Source organism: Streptomyces sp. NPDC006384 (assembly GCF_042870695.1).
Classification (GTDB): domain Bacteria; phylum Actinomycetota; class Actinomycetes; order Streptomycetales; family Streptomycetaceae; genus Streptomyces.
The window spans coordinates 61,477-80,223 of the sequence record NZ_JBIAHR010000012.1; the positions used below are offsets into that span (position 1 = coordinate 61,477).

The 18,747-nt window shown below is 70.9% G+C and carries 18 protein-coding genes; 14 read left to right on the forward strand and 4 right to left on the reverse strand.

From position 1 onward, the window contains the following. Positions 1-47: 47 nt before the first annotated feature. From fasR to ACFYOJ_RS18260, 5 genes are all read left to right on the forward strand, one after another. A complete protein-coding gene (fasR, locus tag ACFYOJ_RS18240; RefSeq protein WP_356557324.1) occupies positions 48-1,253 on the forward strand; it encodes a fatty acid biosynthesis transcriptional regulator FasR in 1,206 nt (401 codons plus the stop codon). A gap of 89 nt (positions 1,254-1,342) precedes the next feature. Continuing rightward, positions 1,343-2,254, forward strand: coding sequence for an ACP S-malonyltransferase (locus tag ACFYOJ_RS18245; protein WP_356557325.1), 912 nt, complete (start codon positions 1,343-1,345; stop codon positions 2,252-2,254). A gap of 16 nt (positions 2,255-2,270) precedes the next feature. Continuing rightward, a complete protein-coding gene (locus ACFYOJ_RS18250) occupies positions 2,271-3,302 on the forward strand; it encodes a ketoacyl-ACP synthase III (protein ID WP_356557326.1) in 1,032 nt (343 codons plus the stop codon). A 79-nt stretch (positions 3,303-3,381) separates the two neighbouring features. Further along, complete coding sequence (locus ACFYOJ_RS18255; protein WP_356557327.1) at positions 3,382-3,630, forward strand: acyl carrier protein; 249 nt, start codon at positions 3,382-3,384, stop codon at positions 3,628-3,630. Between the two features lie 87 nt (positions 3,631-3,717). Then, entirely contained in the window at positions 3,718-4,989 is a 1,272-nt protein-coding gene (locus tag ACFYOJ_RS18260; protein ID WP_356557328.1) for a beta-ketoacyl-[acyl-carrier-protein] synthase family protein, read from the forward strand. Between the two features lie 78 nt (positions 4,990-5,067). Here ACFYOJ_RS18260 and ACFYOJ_RS18265 read toward each other — a convergent pair whose 3' ends face one another. Continuing rightward, positions 5,068-5,562, reverse strand: coding sequence for a DUF3145 domain-containing protein (locus ACFYOJ_RS18265; RefSeq protein ID WP_356557329.1), 495 nt, complete (start codon positions 5,560-5,562; stop codon positions 5,068-5,070). Between the two features lie 255 nt (positions 5,563-5,817). Between ACFYOJ_RS18265 and ACFYOJ_RS18270 the strand changes: the two genes are divergently transcribed. Together ACFYOJ_RS18270 and ACFYOJ_RS18275 are read left to right on the forward strand one after the other, a co-directional pair. Then, positions 5,818-6,735, forward strand: a complete 918-nt coding sequence (locus ACFYOJ_RS18270) for an SGNH/GDSL hydrolase family protein (protein ID WP_356557330.1) — start codon at positions 5,818-5,820, stop codon at positions 6,733-6,735. Positions 6,736-6,785: 50 nt separating this feature from the next. After that, positions 6,786-7,757, forward strand: coding sequence for an aldose epimerase family protein (locus tag ACFYOJ_RS18275; RefSeq protein WP_356557331.1), 972 nt, complete (start codon positions 6,786-6,788; stop codon positions 7,755-7,757). 57 nt (positions 7,758-7,814) lie between these two features. Here ACFYOJ_RS18275 and ACFYOJ_RS18280 read toward each other — a convergent pair whose 3' ends face one another. From ACFYOJ_RS18280 to ACFYOJ_RS18290, 3 genes are all read right to left on the reverse strand, one after another. Further along, positions 7,815-8,669 carry an EI24 domain-containing protein gene (locus ACFYOJ_RS18280; RefSeq protein WP_356557332.1) on the reverse strand — a complete coding sequence of 285 codons (855 nt, stop codon included), beginning with the start codon at positions 8,667-8,669 and terminating at the stop codon, positions 7,815-7,817. A 77-nt stretch (positions 8,670-8,746) separates the two neighbouring features. Further along, positions 8,747-9,166: an organic hydroperoxide resistance protein gene (locus tag ACFYOJ_RS18285; RefSeq protein WP_356557333.1), complete on the reverse strand. Its 420-nt coding sequence runs from the start codon at positions 9,164-9,166 to the stop codon at positions 8,747-8,749. Positions 9,167-9,309: 143 nt separating this feature from the next. After that, positions 9,310-10,332, reverse strand: a complete 1,023-nt coding sequence (locus ACFYOJ_RS18290; protein WP_356557334.1) for an NADP-dependent oxidoreductase — start codon at positions 10,330-10,332, stop codon at positions 9,310-9,312. Positions 10,333-10,436: 104 nt separating this feature from the next. On the opposite strand from ACFYOJ_RS18290, the gene ACFYOJ_RS18295 reads away from it, so the two are divergent. The 7 genes from ACFYOJ_RS18295 to mmsB all read left to right on the forward strand — a co-directional run bounded on the left by ACFYOJ_RS18295 (position 10,437) and on the right by mmsB (position 18,705). Continuing rightward, positions 10,437-10,877 carry a MarR family transcriptional regulator gene (locus ACFYOJ_RS18295; RefSeq protein ID WP_356557335.1) on the forward strand — a complete coding sequence of 147 codons (441 nt, stop codon included), beginning with the start codon at positions 10,437-10,439 and terminating at the stop codon, positions 10,875-10,877. 468 nt (positions 10,878-11,345) lie between these two features. Further along, the gene (locus ACFYOJ_RS18300) at positions 11,346-12,512 is read left to right on the forward strand and encodes a mandelate racemase/muconate lactonizing enzyme family protein (protein ID WP_356557336.1); all 1,167 of its coding nucleotides are present in this window, start codon (positions 11,346-11,348) and stop codon (positions 12,510-12,512) included. Then, positions 12,509-13,513, forward strand: a complete 1,005-nt coding sequence (locus tag ACFYOJ_RS18305) for an alcohol dehydrogenase catalytic domain-containing protein (RefSeq protein ID WP_356557337.1) — start codon at positions 12,509-12,511, stop codon at positions 13,511-13,513. Before ACFYOJ_RS18300 ends, ACFYOJ_RS18305 begins: the two co-directional genes overlap by 4 nt. A 147-nt stretch (positions 13,514-13,660) precedes the next feature. Beyond that, on the forward strand, positions 13,661-14,632 hold the full coding sequence (locus ACFYOJ_RS18310) for a hypothetical protein (RefSeq protein WP_356557338.1): 972 nt from the start codon (positions 13,661-13,663) through the stop codon (positions 14,630-14,632). A 142-nt stretch (positions 14,633-14,774) separates the two neighbouring features. Then, positions 14,775-15,884 carry a multiple monosaccharide ABC transporter substrate-binding protein gene (gene chvE / locus ACFYOJ_RS18315; protein WP_356557339.1) on the forward strand — a complete coding sequence of 370 codons (1,110 nt, stop codon included), beginning with the start codon at positions 14,775-14,777 and terminating at the stop codon, positions 15,882-15,884. A 32-nt stretch (positions 15,885-15,916) separates the two neighbouring features. Then, a complete protein-coding gene (gene mmsA, locus ACFYOJ_RS18320; protein ID WP_356557340.1) occupies positions 15,917-17,467 on the forward strand; it encodes a multiple monosaccharide ABC transporter ATP-binding protein in 1,551 nt (516 codons plus the stop codon). Next, positions 17,464-18,705 carry a multiple monosaccharide ABC transporter permease gene (mmsB, locus tag ACFYOJ_RS18325; RefSeq protein WP_356557341.1) on the forward strand — a complete coding sequence of 414 codons (1,242 nt, stop codon included), beginning with the start codon at positions 17,464-17,466 and terminating at the stop codon, positions 18,703-18,705. Before mmsA ends, mmsB begins: the two co-directional genes overlap by 4 nt. Positions 18,706-18,747: the final 42 nt, after the last annotated feature.

Below are 18,747 nucleotides of genomic sequence, written 5' to 3' on the forward strand. Positions count from 1 at the left end.
CGCCCCCGGCGGCACGCACGCCCGTCCCGATAAGGCAGTCTTGTCCCGTGCCCGAACCCGAAACCAGCAAGCCCGAGCCCACCGCGCGCGCCGTCCATCCGCACACCGCGACCCTGAAGCGGCTGGAGCGGTCCTCCGGGTCGCTCGCCGCGCAGGCGATCGCGCGGATGGACGAGACGCTGCCGTGGTACCGGGCGATGCCGCCGGAGAACCGTTCCTGGATCGGGCTGGTCGCGCAGGCCGGTATCGCCGCGTTCACCGAGTGGTTCCGGAAGCCGGACGCCCCGCAGGCGATCTCGACGGACGTCTTCGGCACCGCGCCGCGCGAGCTGACCCGGGCGATCACGCTGCGGCAGACCGTGGAGATGGTGCGCACCACCATCGAGGTCATGGAGTCGGCCATCGACGAGGTGGCGGCCCCCGGCGACGAGTCGGTGCTGCGCGAGGCGCTGCTGGTGTACGCGCGGGAGATCGCCTTCGCGACGGCCCAGGTGTACGCGCAGGCCGCCGAGGCACGCGGTGCCTGGGACGCGCGGCTGGAGTCCCTCGTGGTGAACGCCGTGCTCAGCGGCGAGGCCGACGAGGGGGCGGTGTCCCGGGCCGCCGCCCTGGGCTGGAACTCGCCCGAGCACGTGTGCGTGGTGCTGGGCACGGCGCCCGACGGGGACTCCGAGCTGACCGTGGAGGCGATCCGGCGCGCGGCCCGGCACGCCAAGCTCCAGGTGCTCACCGGGGTGCTCGGCGACCGGCTGGTGGTGATCGCGGGCGGCAGCGACAATCCGCTGGCCGTGGCGAAGTCGCTGATCGGGCCGTTCGCGCAGGGTCCGGTGGTGGCCGGTCCGGTGGTGCCGGACCTGCTGGCCGCGACCCGGTCCGCGCAGGCCGCCGCGGCCGGGCTCAAGGCGTGCACCGCCTGGCAGGACGCCCCGCGGCCGGTGCTGGCGGACGATCTGCTGCCGGAGCGCGCGATCGCCGGAGACCCGTCCGCGTGCGAGCAGCTGGTGGAGGAGATCTACAGACCGCTGGAGGAGGCCGGGGCCGCGCTCCTGGAGACGCTCAGTGTCTATCTGGAGCAGGCGAGCAGTCTCGAAGGCGCCGCGCGGATGCTCTTCGTTCACCCGAACACCGTGCGCTACCGGCTCCGACGTGTGACTGACGTCACCGGCTGGTCGCCCTCTGATGTACGGTCTGCGTTCACCCTGCGGATCGCGCTCATCCTGGGGCGTCTGGCCGATGGAGATCCGCAACTCTAGGATTTTGTCGAGGGTCCACAAAACCCCCTCGTGTTCTTCGTCCTTGTCCCCACGGGCGGTCATGGCCGTCCTCAAGAGAGAGTGTGAGAGTGCTCGTACTCGTCGCTCCCGGCCAGGGCGCCCAGACGCCCGGCTTCCTGACTGAATGGCTCGACCTCCCCGGCGCCGCCGACCGCGTCGCCGCGTGGTCCGAGGCCATCGGACTCGACCTCGTCCACTACGGCACGAAGGCCGACGCGGACGAGATCCGCGACACGGCCGTGGCGCAGCCGCTGCTCGTGGCCGCCGGACTGCTGTCCGCCGCGGCACTCGGTGACATCTCGCCGGGCGCGGTCGCGGGCCACAGTGTCGGTGAGATCACCGCCGCCGCCTTCGCGGGCGTCCTCGACGACACCGCCGCGCTGACCCTCGTACGCCGCCGTGGCCTGGCCATGGCCGAGGCCGCCGCGGTCACCGAGACCGGCATGTCGGCGCTGCTCGGCGGCGACCCGGAGGTGAGCGTGGCCCACCTGGAGAAGCTCGGCCTGACCCCGGCGAACATGAACGGCGCCGGTCAGATCGTCGCGGCCGGCACCATGGAGCAGCTGGCCGCGCTGGACGAGGACAAGCCCGAGGGCGTCCGCCGGGTCGTCCCGCTGAAGGTGGCCGGCGCGTTCCACACGCACCACATGGCCCCCGCGGTGGACAAGCTGGCCGAGGCCGCCAAGGCGCTCACGCCGACCGACCCGGAGGTGACGTACGTCTCCAACAAGGACGGGCGGACCGTCGCCACCGGAACCGAGGTGCTGGAGCGGCTGGTCGGCCAGGTCGCCAACCCGGTCCGCTGGGACCTGTGCATGAAGACCTTCGAGGAGCTCGGCGTCACCGCGCTGATCGAGGTGTGCCCCGGCGGCACGCTGACCGGCCTGGCCAAGCGCGCGCTGCCCGGCGTGAGGACGCTGGCCCTGAAGACCCCCGCCGATCTCGACGCGGCCCGCGCGCTCGTCGCCGAGCAGGCCTGACAAGGAGCCCGAGAGCATGCCGAAGATCAAGCCAAGCAAGGGCGCCCCGTACGCGCGCATCCTGGGCGTGGGCGGCTACCGCCCGACCCGGGTCGTGCCCAACGAGGTGATCCTCGAGAAGATCGACTCGTCCGACGAGTGGATCCGCTCGCGCTCCGGCATCGAGACGCGGCACTGGGCCTCGCCCGAGGAGACCGTCGCGGCGATGTCGATCGAGGCCTCCGGCAAGGCCATCGCGGACGCCGGGATCGACGCCTCGCAGATCGGCGCCGTGGTCGTCTCGACCGTGTCGCACTTCAGCCAGACCCCGGCCGTCGCCACGGAGATCGCGGACAAGCTGGGCACGCAGAAGGCCGCCGCCTTCGACATCTCGGCGGGCTGCGCGGGCTTCGGCTACGGGCTGACGCTGGCCAAGGGCATGGTGGTGGAAGGTTCCGCCGAGTACGTGCTCGTCATCGGCGTGGAGCGGCTGTCCGACCTGACCGACCTGGAGGACCGGGCCACGGCCTTCCTCTTCGGCGACGGCGCCGGCGCGGTCGTGGTCGGCCCGTCCCAGGAGCCGGCCATCGGCCCGACCGTGTGGGGCTCGGAGGGCGACAAGTCCGAGACGATCAAGCAGACGGTCCCCTGGGACCGCTTCCGGCTGGGCGACGTCTCCCAACTGCCCCTCGACAGCGAGGGCAACGTGAAGTTTCCTGCGATCACGCAGGAGGGCCAGGCGGTGTTCCGCTGGGCCGTGTTCGAGATGGCGAAGGTCGCCCAGCAGGCGCTGGACGCGGCCGGAATCAGCCCGGACGACCTGGACGTCTTCATCCCGCACCAGGCCAACGTGCGGATCATCGACTCGATGGTGAAGACGCTGAAGCTGCCGGAGCACGTCACGGTCGCCCGTGACATCCGCACCACCGGCAACACCTCGGCCGCCTCGATCCCGCTCGCGATGGAGCGGCTCCTGGCGACCGGTGAGGCGAAGAGCGGCGACACCGCGCTCGTCATCGGCTTCGGGGCGGGTCTCGTCTACGCCGCGACGGTCGTTACTCTCCCCTAGGCACTCCGTGCCGGATCATGCGGTCCGGGACGGAGAACAAGAGCCACACCCTCTGGAACATCTACGAAGGAGCGCCGCCATGGCCGCCACTCAGAAGGAGATCGTCGACGGTCTCGCCGAGATCGTGAACGAGATCGCCGGCATCCCGGTTGAGGACGTCCAGCTGGACAAGTCCTTCACCGACGACCTGGACGTCGACTCGCTGTCCATGGTCGAGGTCGTCGTCGCCGCCGAAGAGCGTTTCGACGTCAAGATCCCCGACGAGGACGTCAAGAACCTCAAGACGGTCGGTGACGCGACCGAGTACATCCTCAAGCACCAGGCCTGATCCCCCGATCGTCGCCTGAGGGCTGACTGCCCCGCCACCCGGCGGTGGCGCCGTACGAATCCGTATCCCGTTGGAGAAAGAATTCCCGTGAGCTCGACCAATCGCACCGTGGTCGTCACCGGTATCGGCGCAACCACACCGCTGGGTGGCGACGCAGCCTCTACCTGGGAGGGTCTGGTGGCCGGCAGGTCCGGCGTCAGGCCCCTGGAGCAGGAGTGGGCCGCCGAGCAGGCGGTCCGCATCGCGGCCCCGGTCGCCGTGGAGCCCTCCGAGGTCATCCCGCGGCCCCAGGCGCGCCGGCTGGACCGTTCGGCGCAGTTCGCGCTGATCGCGGCCCAGGAGGCGTGGAAGGACGCCGGCTTCACCGGCAAGGCCGGTGAGGACGGTTCCGTCGACCCCGACCGGCTGGGTGCGGTCATCGCCTCCGGCATCGGCGGCGTGACGACCCTGCTGGACCAGTACGACGTGCTCAAGGAGAAGGGCGTCCGCCGCGTCTCCCCGCACACCGTGCCCATGCTGATGCCGAACAGCCCCTCCGCCAACGTGGGCCTGGCCGTGGGCGCCCGGGCGGGCGTGCACACGCCGGTGTCCGCCTGCGCGTCGGGCGCCGAGGCCATCGGCTACGCCATCGAGATGATCCGCACCGGCCGTGCCGACGTCGTCGTCGCGGGCGGCACGGAGGCGGCGATCCACGCGCTGCCCATCGCCGCGTTCGGCAACATGATGGCGATGTCCAAGAATAACGACGACCCGCAGGGCGCCTCGCGTCCCTGGGACACCGCCCGGGACGGCTTCGTCCTCGGCGAGGGCGCCGGCGTCCTCGTGCTGGAGTCCGCCGAGCACGCCGCCGAGCGCGGTGCCCGTGTCTACGCGGAGGCGGTCGGCCAGGGCGTCTCCGCCGACAGCCACGACATCGTGCAGCCGGAGCCCGAGGGCCGCGGCATCTCGGCCGCCCTGCAGCACCTGCTGGACCGCACCGACCTGGCCCCGGCGGAGATCGTGCACGTCAACGCGCACGCCACCTCGACGCCGGCCGGTGACATCGCCGAGCTGAAGGCGCTGCGCAAGGTCCTCGGCGACGACGTGGACCACATCGCGGTCTCCGGCACCAAGTCGATGACCGGTCACCTCCTCGGTGGCGCGGGCGGCGTGGAGTCCGTCGCGACCGTGCTCGCCCTGTACCACCGGGTGGCGCCGCCGACCATCAACGTCGAGAACCTCGACCCGGAGGCCGAGGCCAACGCCGACATCGTGCGCGGCGAGGCCCGCAAGCTGCCGGCCGAGGGCCGTATCGCCGCGCTGAACGACTCGTTCGGCTTCGGCGGACACAACGTGGTCCTGGCGTTCCGGACGGTCTGAGCGACGTCCCCGTACACGTGAGAGTGCCCCCACCGGCCGGTGGGGGCACTCTCACGTGCAGCCGGGAAGGCGGCGGGGTCACACCACCTGGTGCAGCCAGCGCACCGGGGCGCCCTCGCCGGCGTACCGGAACGGCTCCAGTTCGTCGTCCCAGGGCTTGCCGAGGAGCTTGGTGATCTCCTTCTCCAGGTCGGTCTCGCCGCCCTGGGAGCGGACGAGAGCGGCGCGCAGCCGGTCCTCGGGGATCAGGATGTCGCCGTGGACGCCGGTGACGGCGTGGAAGATGCCGAGGTCGGGGGTGCAGCTGTAACGCTCGCCCTCGGCGCCGGCGGACGGGTCCGCGGTGACCTCGAAGCGCAGCATCTGCCACCCGCGCAGTGCGGAGGCGAGTTTGGAGGCGGTGCCGGCCTGGCCCTGCCAGGAGAACTCCGAGCGCCAGGTGCCGGGAGCGGCGGGCTGCCGGATCCAGTCGAGGGCGACGCGTGTGCCGAGCACCCCGGCGACGGCCCACTCGACGTGCGGGCAGAGCGCGCGCGGCGCGGAGTGCACGTACAGAACTCCACGGGTCGTCACCGGAACCTCCGGGCTGAGCGGGACATCTCGGAACGGGTGGAACGGGCATGACCGGGCGGGTCACATGAGGGCGAGGCTACCGTGCGACGGCGCAAGGAGTGTGACGTACCGTCGGTCCCGGTGCCGGGAAACTCCTGTCTTTCACCCGGCAGGACGCTTGTACGGGTGTGAGCCGTCGCATCGCCGGCCCGGGAACCCCGGCGCGGTGTCACGGGTTGAGAACGGTGGAGGCACGAGGCGAGGGACGGTACGGGCATGAGGCAGGACTGCGGGCGGGGTTCGCGGGACCGGCGGCGCCGTTCGCGTGCCGTGCTCGCCGTGCTGGCCGCGGCCGTGCTGGGCGTGGCCGGCTGCGACACCGCGGGCGGGGAATCGGCCGGCCCGTCCGGCACCGGGTCCGCGCGGCCGTCCCCGAAGCCCACCCCGGACTGGGACACGAGCCCGGAGTCGATCGCGGCGGTGGGCGACTCCATCACGCGCGGCTTCGACGCGTGCACGATCCTGTCGGACTGCCCCGAGGTGTCCTGGGCGACCGGCAGCAGCGCCGAGGTCGACAGTCTGGCCGTACGGCTGCTGGGCGCCGAGGGGGCCGCGGGGCGGAGCTGGAACTACGCGGTCACCGGGGCCCGGATGGCGGATCTGACCGGGCAGGTGACGCGGGCGGCGGCGCGTGGGCCGGAGCTGGTGACGGTGATGGTCGGGGCGAACGACGCCTGCCGCGCCTCGACGGCCGCGATGACCCCGGTGGCCGATTTCCGGGCCCAGTTCGAGGAGGCGATGCGCACGCTGCGTCAGAAACTGCCCAGGGCACAGGTGTTCGTGGCGAGCATCCCGGACCTGAAGCGGCTGTGGTCCGAGGGACGCGCCGATCCGGTGGGCAGGCAGGTGTGGAAGCTGGGTGTCTGCCCGTCGATGCTGGGCGACGCGGACGCCGTGGACGCGGCGGCGACACAGCGGCGCAACACGGTGCACGAACGGGTGGTCGCCTACAACGAGGTGCTGCGGGAGGTGTGCGCGAAGGACCGCAGGTGCCGCACCGACGGCGGCGCGGTGCACGCCTTCCGGTTCGGCACCGGACAGCTGAGCCGCTGGGACTGGTTCCACCCGAGCGTGGACGGGCAGGCCCGGCTGGCGGAGATCGCCTACCGCGTCGTCACCTCGGAGCGGCCCTGACGCACCGTCGGGCCCCCTGCGGTCCGCACGCGTGTCCTAGAGTTCCGCACATGAACGAACTCTTCGGCACATTTTCCGACGGCACGCAGGTCCACCGCTGGACCCTGGAGCGGGCCGGCGTGCGGGTGCGGGTCCTGACGTACGGCGGGATCGTGCAGTCGGTGGAGATCCCGGACCGGGAGGGGCGCACCGCGGACGTGGTGCTGGGGTTCGCGGACCTGGAGGGCTATCTGACGCACCCGGAGCCGTACTTCGGCGCACTGGTCGGGCGGTACGCCAACCGGATCGCGGGCGGCCGTTTCCCGCTGGACGGACGCACGTACGCGCTGGTGCCCAACAACGGGCCGAACTCGCTGCACGGCGGCGAGCGCGGCTTCGACAAGCGGGTGTGGGACGCGGAGCCGGTGGAGCACGGCGTCCGGCTGAGCCGGGTCAGCCCGCACGGCGAGGAGGGCTTCCCGGGCCGTGTGGAGTTCTCGGCGACGTACGCGCTGGACGCGTCGGGGGCGCTGCGGATCGCGTACGAGGCGGTCACGGACGCGCCGACGGTGCTGAACCCCACGAACCACAGCTACTTCAACCTGAGCGGCTCGGGTCACACGGGCGGTCACGAGCTGCGGATCGCCGCGTCACGGTTCACCCCGGTCGACGCGGACCTGATCCCGGTGGGGCCGCCCGCCGGGGTGGAGGGCACGGACCTCGACTTCCGGCGGGCCCGCAAGGTCGGTTCGGGCCACGACCACAACCTCGTCCTCGACAAGGGCGTGACGGACACCGCCGTGGAGGTCGCCGAGCTGTACGACCCGGCCTCCGGGCGGGTGCTGACGGTGGCCACCACCGAGCCCGGTCTCCAGCTGTACACCGCGGACCATCTGGGCGAGCCGTTCGCGCCCGGTCACGGCATCGCGCTGGAGACGCAGCACTTCCCCGACTCCCCGAACCGGCCGGACTTCCCGAGCACGGTGCTGCGGCCGGGCGAGGTGTTCCGTTCGGAGACGGTGTACGGCTTCTCGGCGCGGTAGCCGGCCGGGGGGCGGCCCGCGTTCAGGGGTGTGCGGGGGACGGGCCGTACGGGGCCTTCACCGGCGTCCGTCCTGTCCGGCGGTGTGAGGGGAGGCGGTGCCGGGAGCCGGGGCGTCGCCGGGAGCCGGGTTCTCGGCGCCCTCGCGGGTCTCCGCGCCTTCGCGGGTCTCCTCGCCGAGCAGCTCGCGGGCGAGGAGCGTGGCGCCCGCGACCGCGCCCGGCATCAGGAACACCGCGACGAACGGCACCAGGAAGGCCACGGCCAGCGGTGTGCCGAAACCCCACACCAGCGTCCTGCGGGAGCGGAGCAGGGCAAGGCGGTCGCGCAGCTCGACCCCGCGGCGCTGGAGGGCGACGGCGGTCAGCTCCTCGGTGAGGAAGAAGCCGGTGACGAAGAAGCCGATCACCGGGACGACGGTCTGGCCGGCGACCGGGACGAGACCGAGCGCGAAGAGCAGCACGCCCCAGACGGCGGCGCGCAGGACGATGCGCAGGCTGTCGCGGCCGGAGATCCACAGCTCGCGCCAGAGCGGCAGGTCCGACTCGGGCGCGGTGCCGTCCGGGGAGACGTCCCGGTCGACCCGTTCGGAGAGGGCCTCGTAGAAGGGCTGCCCGATCAGCAGGGTGACCGCGGTGAAGGTGAGGACGGCCAGGAGCAGGGTGAGGGCGAACAGGACGGCGGTGAGGAAGCCGCGGAAGAGGCCGGACCAGGGGCTCGGCCAGTCGTCGGCGAAGGGGGTCGCCCAGGCGACGGCGTCCTCGCCCCACAGCGCCAGCGCGACCAGCACCGTCGCGTACAGGACGAGGGTGATCAGGCCCGGGACGAGCCCGAAGCCGTAGCTCTTGCCGTGCCGGGCCACCCAGCGCTGGCCCTTCAGGAGTTGACCGAATCCCGCCCCAAGATCGCGCATGGGCGGCACTCTACCGGGCGGCGAAGGCCGCGCCCCCGGGCCGGGGGCGCGGCCTTCGCCGTACGTGAGGGGCCCGGTCAGACGAGCGTCACGGTGATGTTGCCGCGGGTCGCCTTGGAGTACGGGCAGACCTGGTGGGCCTTCTCCACCAGCGACCGGGCGGTGGCGTCGTCCACTCCCGGGATCTCGGCGGAGATCTCGACGATGATGCCGAAGCCTTCGTCGTTCTTGCCGATGCCGACCTTCGCGGTGACGGTGGAGCCGGAGACGTCGGCGCCCTCCTGGCGGGCGACGACGGCGAGCGCGCCCTGGAAGCAGGCGCTGTAGCCGGCGGCGAAAAGCTGCTCCGGGTTGGTGCCGGCGCCGCTGCCGCCCATCTCCTTGGGCGGGTTCACGACCACGTCGAGCTTGCCGTCGTCGGTGGCGACGCGGCCGTCGCGGCCGTTCTCGGCGGTGGCGACGGCGGTGTAGAGGACCTCGGACTGCTGGATGGGCATGCGGTTGTCTTCCTCCTCGGTCCGCCGTGACTCGCGCCCACGATCACGACGGATTTCGGAATGACGTTACCGCATGCCGGAAACTCCGTGAAGGTCCGTCCGGCCCGGCCGGCTCTTCGGTCCGTCCGGCCCGGCCCTTCGGGTCAGAGCTTGACGATCATCTTGCCGGTGTTGTCGCCGCGCAGGACGCCGAGGAACGCCTCCAGGTTGTTCTCGATGCCCTCGACGACCGTCTCGCGGTACTTCAGCTCGCCGGAGCGGACCCAGGGGCCGACCTCCTGGACGAACTGCGGCTGGAGGTCGTAGTGGTCGCCGACCAGGAAGCCCTCGATGCGGCCGCGGGTCTGGATGAGGCGGGCGAGGTTCTTCGGGCCCGGGGCGGGCTCGGTGTTGTTGTAGACCGAGATCATGCCGCAGATCGCGATGCGGCCGCCCTCGTTGAGGGAGCCGATGGCGGCCTCCAGGTGGTCGCCGCCCACGTTGTCGAAGTAGACGTCGATGCCGTCGGGGGCGGCGGCGCGCAGCTGCTCGCTCACCGGGCCCGCCTTGTAGTTGAAGGCGGCGTCGAAGCCGTACTCGTCGGTGAGCAGCTTGACCTTCTCGTCGGAGCCGGCCGAGCCGATGACCCGCGAGGCGCCCTTGAGCTTCGCGATCTGCCCGACCTGGCTGCCGACCGCGCCGGCGGCGCCGGAGACGAACACCGCGTCGCCCTCCTTGAAGGAGGCGGTGCGCAGCAGACCGGCGTAGGCGGTCAGCCCGGTCATGCCGAGGACGCCGAGGTACGCCGACAGCGGCGCCGCGTCGGGGTCGACCTTGACGGCGTTCCCGGCGTCGACGGCGGCGTACTCGCGCCAGCCGAAGAAGTGCAGGACGTGGTCGCCGACGGAGATCCCCTCGGCCTTGGAGGCGACGACCTCGCCGACGGCGCCGCCCTGCATCACCTTGCCGAGCTCGAAGGGGGCGACGTAGGACTTGGCGGCGCTCATGCGGCCGCGCATGTAGGGGTCGACGGAGACGTACAGGTTGCGCACGAGGACCTGCCCGTCGCGCGGGGTGGGGACCTCCGCCTCGACGAGGGCGAAGTCCTCGGGCTCGGGCCAGCCGACCGGACGGCTGACGAGATGCCATTCGCGGTTGACGGTGGGGAGAGCGGGGGAGTCGGCCATGGGGCACCCTTCCTCGGAATGTCGTGGAGAGGTTGTTTCAGCCTCTGAAACAACCATGCGACTGAACATTTCACGTTGTCAAACAAATGGGTACCCTTGTTTCCATGGCCACACCACACGACACTCCCCGCCGACCCGACGCCCTCACCCTCGAGGTCGTCGGACTGATCGGCGAGGTCGTGGCCCGCTTCCACGCCGATTACGAGGAGGCCGCGGCACAGCGGTCCCTCACGGGGGCGCAGGCGCGGCTGCTGAGCCTGCTCACGCTGGAGCCGCTGCCGATGCGGAAACTGGCGCAGAAGCTGAAGTGCGAGCCGTCGAACGTGACGGGGATCGTGGACCGGCTGGAGGCGCGGGGGCTGGTCGAGCGGCGCGCGGATCCCGGTGACCGGCGGGTGAAGGTGGCCGCGGCGACGGAGGAGGGCCGGCGGGTGGCGCGGGGGCTGCGCGAGTCGCTGCGGTTCGCGCGGGAGCCGCTGGCGGGGCTGTCGGAGGCGGAGCGGATCGCCCTGCGGGACGGGCTGCGGCGGATGCTGGGGGACTGAGCGGAGGGACCGACCGGGGGGACTGGGCGGGGAGACCGGCCGGGGGGACTGGGCGGGGAGACCGGCCGGGGGGACTGGGCGGGGAGGACTGGGCGGGGGGACTGACCGGAGGCGGTGGACGCGGCGGGCCGGGGCGGGAGTCCTTCACGGGACGCCGGCCGCCCGTCGGGCCCGGTCAGCCGGCCGGTGGACGCGTCGCGTCCGGGACGGGCGAGGGCGTCGCCGAGGTGCCGTCGGACGGGCGGCGGTGATCCGTCACGCGGGAACGCCGGACGCCGCGGCGGACGTGCGCCTGCGGCCCCCGGGAAAGCCGTGCGCGAAAGACTCCCGACGCCGCGGCCCCACCGCGCCGAAACTGCCGAAACCGTTGCCTGTCCGACCCATTGACACCCCCGGCGCCGTTTCCTTACTGTCAACCAGCATTTCGAACGAGTGCCGACATATCGAACAGAGCGAAGGACAACCCCCGTGCGCATCACCGGAATCAGCACACACGTGGTCGGGACGCCGTGGCGCAACCTGACCTACGTCCAGGTGCACACCGACGAGGGCATCACCGGAGTCGGTGAGACCCGGATGCTGGGCCACACCGACGCGCTCATCGGTTACCTGAAGGAGGCCGAGGCCAACCATATCCTCGGCTCCGATCCGTTCGCTGTCGAGGACCTGACCCGCCGCATGAAGTACGGCGACTACGGCCGCGCCGGCGAGATCGTGATGTCCGGCATCGCCGTCGTCGAGATGGCCTGCTGGGACATCAAGGGCAAGGCGCTCGGCGTCCCGGTGTGGCAGCTGCTCGGCGGCAAGGTCACCGACAAGGTCAAGGCGTACGCCAACGGCTGGTACACCACCGAGCGCACCCCGGAGGCGTACCACAAGGCCGCGCGGGGCGTGATGGAGCGCGGGTACCGGGCGCTGAAGATCGACCCGTTCGGCACCGGGCACTTCGAGCTCGACCACGAGCAGACCCTGTACGCCGTGTCGCTGATCGAGGCCGTGCGCGACGCCATCGGTCCCGACGCCGAGCTGATGCTGGAGATGCACGGCCGCTTCTCCCCCGCCACCGCCGTGCGGCTCGCCAAGGAGATGGCGCCCTTCAAGCCGGCCTGGCTGGAGGAGCCGGTGCCGCCGGAGAACCTCAAGGCGCTGAAGAAGGTCGCCGAGAAGGTGGACCTGCCGGTCGCCACCGGTGAGCGCATCCACGACCGGATCGAGTTCCGCGAGCTGTTCGAGGACCAGTCCGCCGACATCATCCAGCCGGACGTCGGCCACATCGGCGGCATCTGGGAGACCCGCAAGCTCGCCGCCACCGCCGAGACGCACTACATGATGATCGCCCCGCACAACGTGGGCGGGCCGGTGCTGACCGCCGCCTCCCTCCAGGTCGGCTTCACCACGCCGAACTTCAAGATCCTCGAGCACTTCAACGACTTCGCGGACGCGGAGATCAAGAAGGTGGTCAAGGGCGCGCCGCAGGTGGACCCGGAGGACGGCTGCTTCCACCTGTCCGACGCCCCCGGCCTCGGCGTGGAGCTGGACACCGAGGCGGCGGCCGAGTTCCCGCAGCAGCAGGCGCGGTTCGACCTGTGGGCCGAGGGGTGGGAGCGACGCGCCCCCAAGGGAAGCCGGGCATGAGCGGCGCGGTCGTCATCGAGGCGCCGGGCGAGCACCGGCTCGTTCCGCACGAGCCGCGCGAGCCCGGTCCCGGCGAAGCCCTGATCCGGGTGCACGCCGCCGGGATCTGCGGCAGCGACCGCGAGGTCTACCAGGGCAACCGGCCCGAGGGATACGTGCGTTACCCGCTCGTCCCCGGGCACGAGTGGTCCGGGACCGTCGTGGCCGTGGGTGCCGGGGTGCCGGGGTCCCTGCCGGGCCGCAAGGTCGTCGGCGAGGGCTTTCGCAACTGCCAGGTGTGCGACCGCTGTCACGCGGGTGAGACGACGCTGTGCGACGCCGGGTACGAGGAGACCGGGTTCACCCAGCCCGGTGCCATGGCGCCCACGCTGACCCTCCCCGCCCGTCTCCTGCACGTCCTTCCCGAGGACGCCGATCTGACCGCCGCCGCGCTGCTGGAGCCGGCCGCCTGCATCGCGGCCGCCGCGCTCAAGGCGAACGCCCGCCCCGGCCGGCGGGTCGCGGTCGTCGGCACCGGGACGCTCGGCATGTTCGCCGTGCAGTTCCTGCGCGCCGCCTCCCCCGCCGAGCTGCTCGTCGTCGGCACCCGGGGCGACCGGGAGGAGCTGTCCCGGCACTACGGGGCGACCGACTTCCGCACCAAGGACCAGCCGCTGCCGGGCGGTTTCGACGTCGTGATCGAGACCGCCGGGTCCGCGGACGCGGCCCGCACCTCCGCCGGGCTGCTGCGCCGGGGCGGGCGCCTGGTCCTGACCGGCATCCCCACCCCCGGCACCGGCTGTCTCGACCCGTCCGACCTGGTGGTGCGCCAGCTGGAGGTGCACAGCGTCTTCGGAGCGGCGCCGGACGCGTGGGCGCACACCGTGCGCGTCTTCGCCGCCGGACTGCTCGACCCGCTGCCGCTGGTGACCCACGAGCTGCCGCTCGACGGGTTCGCCGAGGCCATCGAGCTGGTGGGCTCCGGCGACCCGAAGGTCGGCAAGGTGCTGCTGCGCCCCTGAAGCCGTACGCCGGTACGGGGTGCGACCTGACGGCTCCCGTACCGGCGTACACCCAACCGACCGAGCTTTTCGTACCCCTCGCCGCGAACCTTGTCCGGTATTTCGAACCGGCGCATCGGTGCGGCACACCGAACACGAAGGACAGCTGTGACCGACTCTTCCGTCCCGGCAGCCGCCCGCAGGCCCGGCGAGCAGGCCCTCGCCGCACTCGACCTGGCCGCGCCCGCCCTCGACCCCGCCGACGCCTCCCCGTACTCCTTCCCCGGCGGAGGCCGCTGGCGCACCGAGATCCCCTCCTGCGAGGGGCCGGAGGCGCTGGCGGTGGTCCTCAAGGAAGCCTCACGGCTGGACGTGCCGATCCACCGGATCAGTCAGGGCAGCGGCGTGTGGATGCTGACCGACGCCGAGATCACCGAGATGGTCGAGTCCACCGCCGAACGCGACATCGAGCTCTGCCTGTTCACCGGTCCGCGCGGCACCTGGGACATCGGCGGCTCCACCCGGACCGACTCCGGCGGCGCGGGGCTGAGGGCGCGCGGCCACGACGCCGTCGCCGGGTGCGTCGAGGACGCCGTACGGGCCACGGAGCTGGGGGTCAGATGCCTGCTCATCGCCGACGAGGGCGTGCTGTGGACGCTGCACCGCGCGCGGTCGGCCGGCATCATCCCGGCCGACACCACGCTCAAGCTCTCCGCGCTGGTCGGCCCCGTCAACCCGGCCGCGTACGCGGTGTACGAGCAGCTCGGCGCCGACTCGATCAACGTGCCCAGCGACCTGACGCTGGACCACCTGACCGAGATCCGGCGGGTGTCGGCCGCGCCGATGGACATGTACATCGAGGCGCCGGACGACCTCGGCGGTTACGTGCGCATGTACGAGGTCGCCGAGCTGATCCGGCGCGGCGCCCCGCTGTACCTGAAGTTCGGCCTCTCCAAGTCGCCGGGGATCTACCCCTACGGGCACCACCTGCGGGAACTGACCCTGGCGACCGCCAAGGAGCGGGTCCGGCGCGGCCGGCTGGCCCTGGACCTCCTCCAACGGCACGGCACGGACGGCGACATGGCGCCGCTGGGCTCCCGGCTGCCGGGCAAGCTCAGGCGTTTCACGGACCCGTCATAACGTTCCGGAAACCTCTCTTCACATCAGAAGACGCGAACGCGCACAATCCCACACATCTCCACTCGGTCGCACCACCCTCCGTGTTCCCCGCGCGCCGGCACCACCCGGACCGGTCCCCGCACCCACATCAAGGATGATGACCATGCGTAACCGCAGAGCCGCATTCACCGCCATCGCCTCCGCCGCCACCCTCGCCCTCACGCTGACCGCCTGCGGTCAGAACAGCGAGGGCGGCAGCGAGGAGAAGGGCAGCAGCGAGGGCGGCACGGTCGGCATCGCGATGCCGACCAAGTCCTCCGAGCGCTGGATCACCGACGGCGCCAACGTCGAGAAGGAGCTGAAGGCCAAGGGGTACAAGACCAAGCTGGTCTACGGCGAGGACGACCCGGACCAGCAGGTCTCGCAGATCGAGAACATGATCACGCAGGGCGTGGACGCCCTGATCATCGCCGCGATCGACAACAAGTCCCTGAACAACGTGCTCCAGCAGGCCAAGGACGCCGACATCCCGGTGATCTCCTACGACCGGCTGATCCTCGGCACCGAGAACGTCGACTACTACGCCTCCTTCGACAACGAGAAGGTCGGCGAGCTGCAGGGCGGCTACATCGTCGAGAAGCTCGGCCTCAAGGACGGTTCCAAGAAGGGCCCGTTCAACATCGAGCTGTTCGCCGGCTCCAACGACGACAACAACACCAAGTACTTCTTCCAGGGCGCGATGAACGTCCTGAAGCCGTACATGGACAAGGGCCAGCTGGTCGTCCGCTCCAAGCAGACCGCCCTCAACCAGGTCACCACCCTGCGCTGGGACGGCGGCACCGCGCAGAAGCGCATGGACGACCTGCTGACCTCCAGCTACCGCGGCGCCCGCATCGACGCGGTGCTCTCCCCGTACGACGGCATCTCCATCGGCATCCTGTCCGCCCTGAAGTCGGACGGCTACGGCTCCGCCGGCAAGCCCATGCCGGTCGTCACCGGCCAGGACGCCGAGGTCGCCTCGGTGAAGTCGATCATCGCGGGCGAGCAGACGCAGACCGTCTACAAGGACCTGCGCCAGCTCGCCAAGGTCGCCTCGAACATGGTCGACGCCTCCCTCAACGACAAGGAGCCCGAGGTCAACGACACCAAGTCGTACGACAACGGCTCCAAGGTCGTCCCCGCCTACCTGCTGCAGCCGGTCAGCGTCGACAAGGCCAACTACAAGCAGGTCCTGGTCGACGGCGGCTACTACACCGAGAACGACCTCAAGTAACCGGGCCCACCCAAGGATTGGAAGGCAAGACCATGGCGGGACCCGTCCTGGAAATGCGCTCGATCGTCAAGACCTTCCCCGGTGTCAAAGCGCTGTCGGACGTCACCCTGACCGTCCGGCAGGGCGAGGTCCACGCCATCTGCGGTGAGAACGGCGCCGGGAAGTCGACCTTGATGAAGGTGCTCTCCGGCGTCCATCCGCACGGCAGTTACGAAGGGGAGATCCTCTTCGAGGGGGAGACCTGCCGCTTCAAGGACATCCGGGCGAGCGAACAGCACGGCATCGTGATCATCCACCAGGAGCTCGCGCTGGTGCCGTACCTCTCCATCGCGGAGAACATCTTCCTCGGCAACGAGCACGCGAGGCGCGGGCTGATCGACTGGAACGAGACGCTCCGGCACGCCGCCGAGCTGCTGCGCCGGGTCGGTCTGGACGAGCACCCGGAGACCCGGGTCGCCGACATCGGCGTGGGCAAGCAGCAGCTGGTGGAGATCGCCAAGGCGCTGTCGAAGAAGGTGAAGCTGCTCATCCTCGACGAGCCGACGGCGGCGCTCAACGACGAGGACAGCGGCAAACTCCTCGACCTGATCCTTCAGCTGAAGGAACAGGGCATGACGTCGATCATCATCTCCCACAAGCTCAACGAGATCCGCAAGGTCGCCGACTCGGTCACGATCATCCGCGACGGGCGTTCCATCGAGACGCTCGACGTGAAGGACGCGGGGACCACCGAGGACCGGATCATCTCCGGGATGGTCGGCCGCGACCTGGAGAACCGCTTCCCGGAGCGGACCCCGCACCAGCCGGAGGAGGGCACCGCGCCCGCCCTGGAGATCCGCAACTGGACCGTGCACCACCCCATCGACCAGCAGCGCAAGGTCGTCGACGACGTCTCCCTCCAGGTGCGGCGCGGCGAGATCGTGGGCATCGCCGGACTCATGGGCGCCGGCCGCACCGAGCTGGCGATGAGCGTCTTCGGCCGCACCTACGGCCGGTACGCGGGCGGCACGGTGCTGCGCGACGGCGTCGAGGTCCGCACCAAGAACGTCCCGGAGGCGGTCAAGCACGGGATCGCGTACGTCACCGAGGACCGCAAGCACTACGGCCTCAACCTCATCGACACCATCAACCGGAACATCTCGCTGACCGCGCTGCGCAAGGTCTCCCGGCGGGGTGTCGTCGACGAGCACGGGGAGCGGCAGGTCGCCGAGGGCTTCCGCAAGTCCATGAACATCAAGGCGCCGACCGTCTTCGAGCCGGTGGGCAAGCTGTCCGGCGGCAACCAGCAGAAGGTCGTCCTCAGCAAGTGGATCTTCGCCGGTCCCGAGGTGCTGATCCTGGACGAGCCCACCCGCGGCATCGACGTGGGCGCCAAGTACGAGATCTACACGGTCATCGACCAGCTGGCCGCCCAGGGCAAGGCGGTCGTCTTCATCTCCTCCGAGCTGCCGGAGCTGCTCGGCATGTGCGACCGCATCTACACGATGGCGGCGGGACGGCTGACCGGCGAGTTCTCGCGGGCCGAGGCGTCGCAGGAAGCGCTGATGCGTCAGATGACGAAGGACAAAGAGGTAACCCGATGAGCACGGACGTGACGGCCAAGACCCCGTCCCCCGCACCCCCCGGCAAGGGCGCCTCCGCCGACGGCGGCCTGCTGCAGCTGATCCTCGGCGGTCTGCGCCGCAACATGCGCCAGTACGGCATGCTGATCGCCCTCGGCCTGATCGTGGCGCTGTTCGCCGTGTGGTCGGGCGGCGACCTGCTGCTGCCGCGCAACGTCTCCAACCTGGTGCTGCAGAACAGCTACATCCTGATCCTCGCGATCGGCATGATGCTCGTCATCATCGCGGGCCACATCGACCTGTCGGTCGGCTCGCTGACGGCGTTCATCGGGGCGATGGCCGCCGTCCTGATGGTCGAGCAGAACATGTCCTGGCCGCTGGCGGTGGTGCTGTGCCTGGTCATCGGCGCGGTCGCGGGCGCGGCACAAGGGTTCCTCATCGCCTATCTCGGCATACCCTCCTTCATCGTGACCCTGGCGGGCATGCTGCTCTTCCGCGGTCTGACGGAGATCTTCCTGGAGGGCCAGACCCTCGGCCCGTTCCCGAAGGACCTGCAGGAGATCGCCAACGGCTTCCTCCCCGAGGTCGGCCCGGAGACCAACTACCACAACCTCACCCTGCTGCTCGGCTTCGCGCTGATCGCCTTCGTGGTGTACCAGGAGGTCCGGGACCGCAAGCGCCAGCAGGAGTTCTCCCTGGAGGTGCTGCCGGCCAAGCTGTTCCTGCTCAGGCTGGTCGCGCTGGTCGCCGCCGTCCTCGTGGTCACGCTGCTGCTGGCCAGCTACAAGGGCGCCCCGATCGTGCTGCTCATCCTGGGCGTGCTGGTCGTCGGCTTCGGCTACGTGATGCGCAACGCGATCATCGGCCGCCACATCTACGCCATCGGCGGCAACCTGCCCGCGGCCAAGCTGTCGGGTGTGAAGGACAAGAAGGTCACCTTCCTGGTCTTCCTGAACATGGGCATGCTCGCGGCCCTGGCGGGTCTGGTCTTCGCCTCCCGCTTCAACGCGGCCTCGCCCAAGGCCGGCCTCAACTTCGAGCTGGAGGCCATCGCCGCCTCGTTCATCGGCGGCGCGTCGATGAGCGGCGGCGTCGGCACGGTCCTCGGCGCGATCATCGGCGGTCTGGTCCTGGGCGTGCTGAACAACGGTATGAACCTCGTCGGCATCGGCACCGACTGGCAGCAGGTCATCAAGGGCCTGGTGCTGCTGGCGGCGGTCGGGTTCGACGTGTGGAACAAGCGCAAGGTCGGTTCGTAGTCACTCCGGGCCCCGCACCGGCGGGGCCCGCTTCTTCCACGG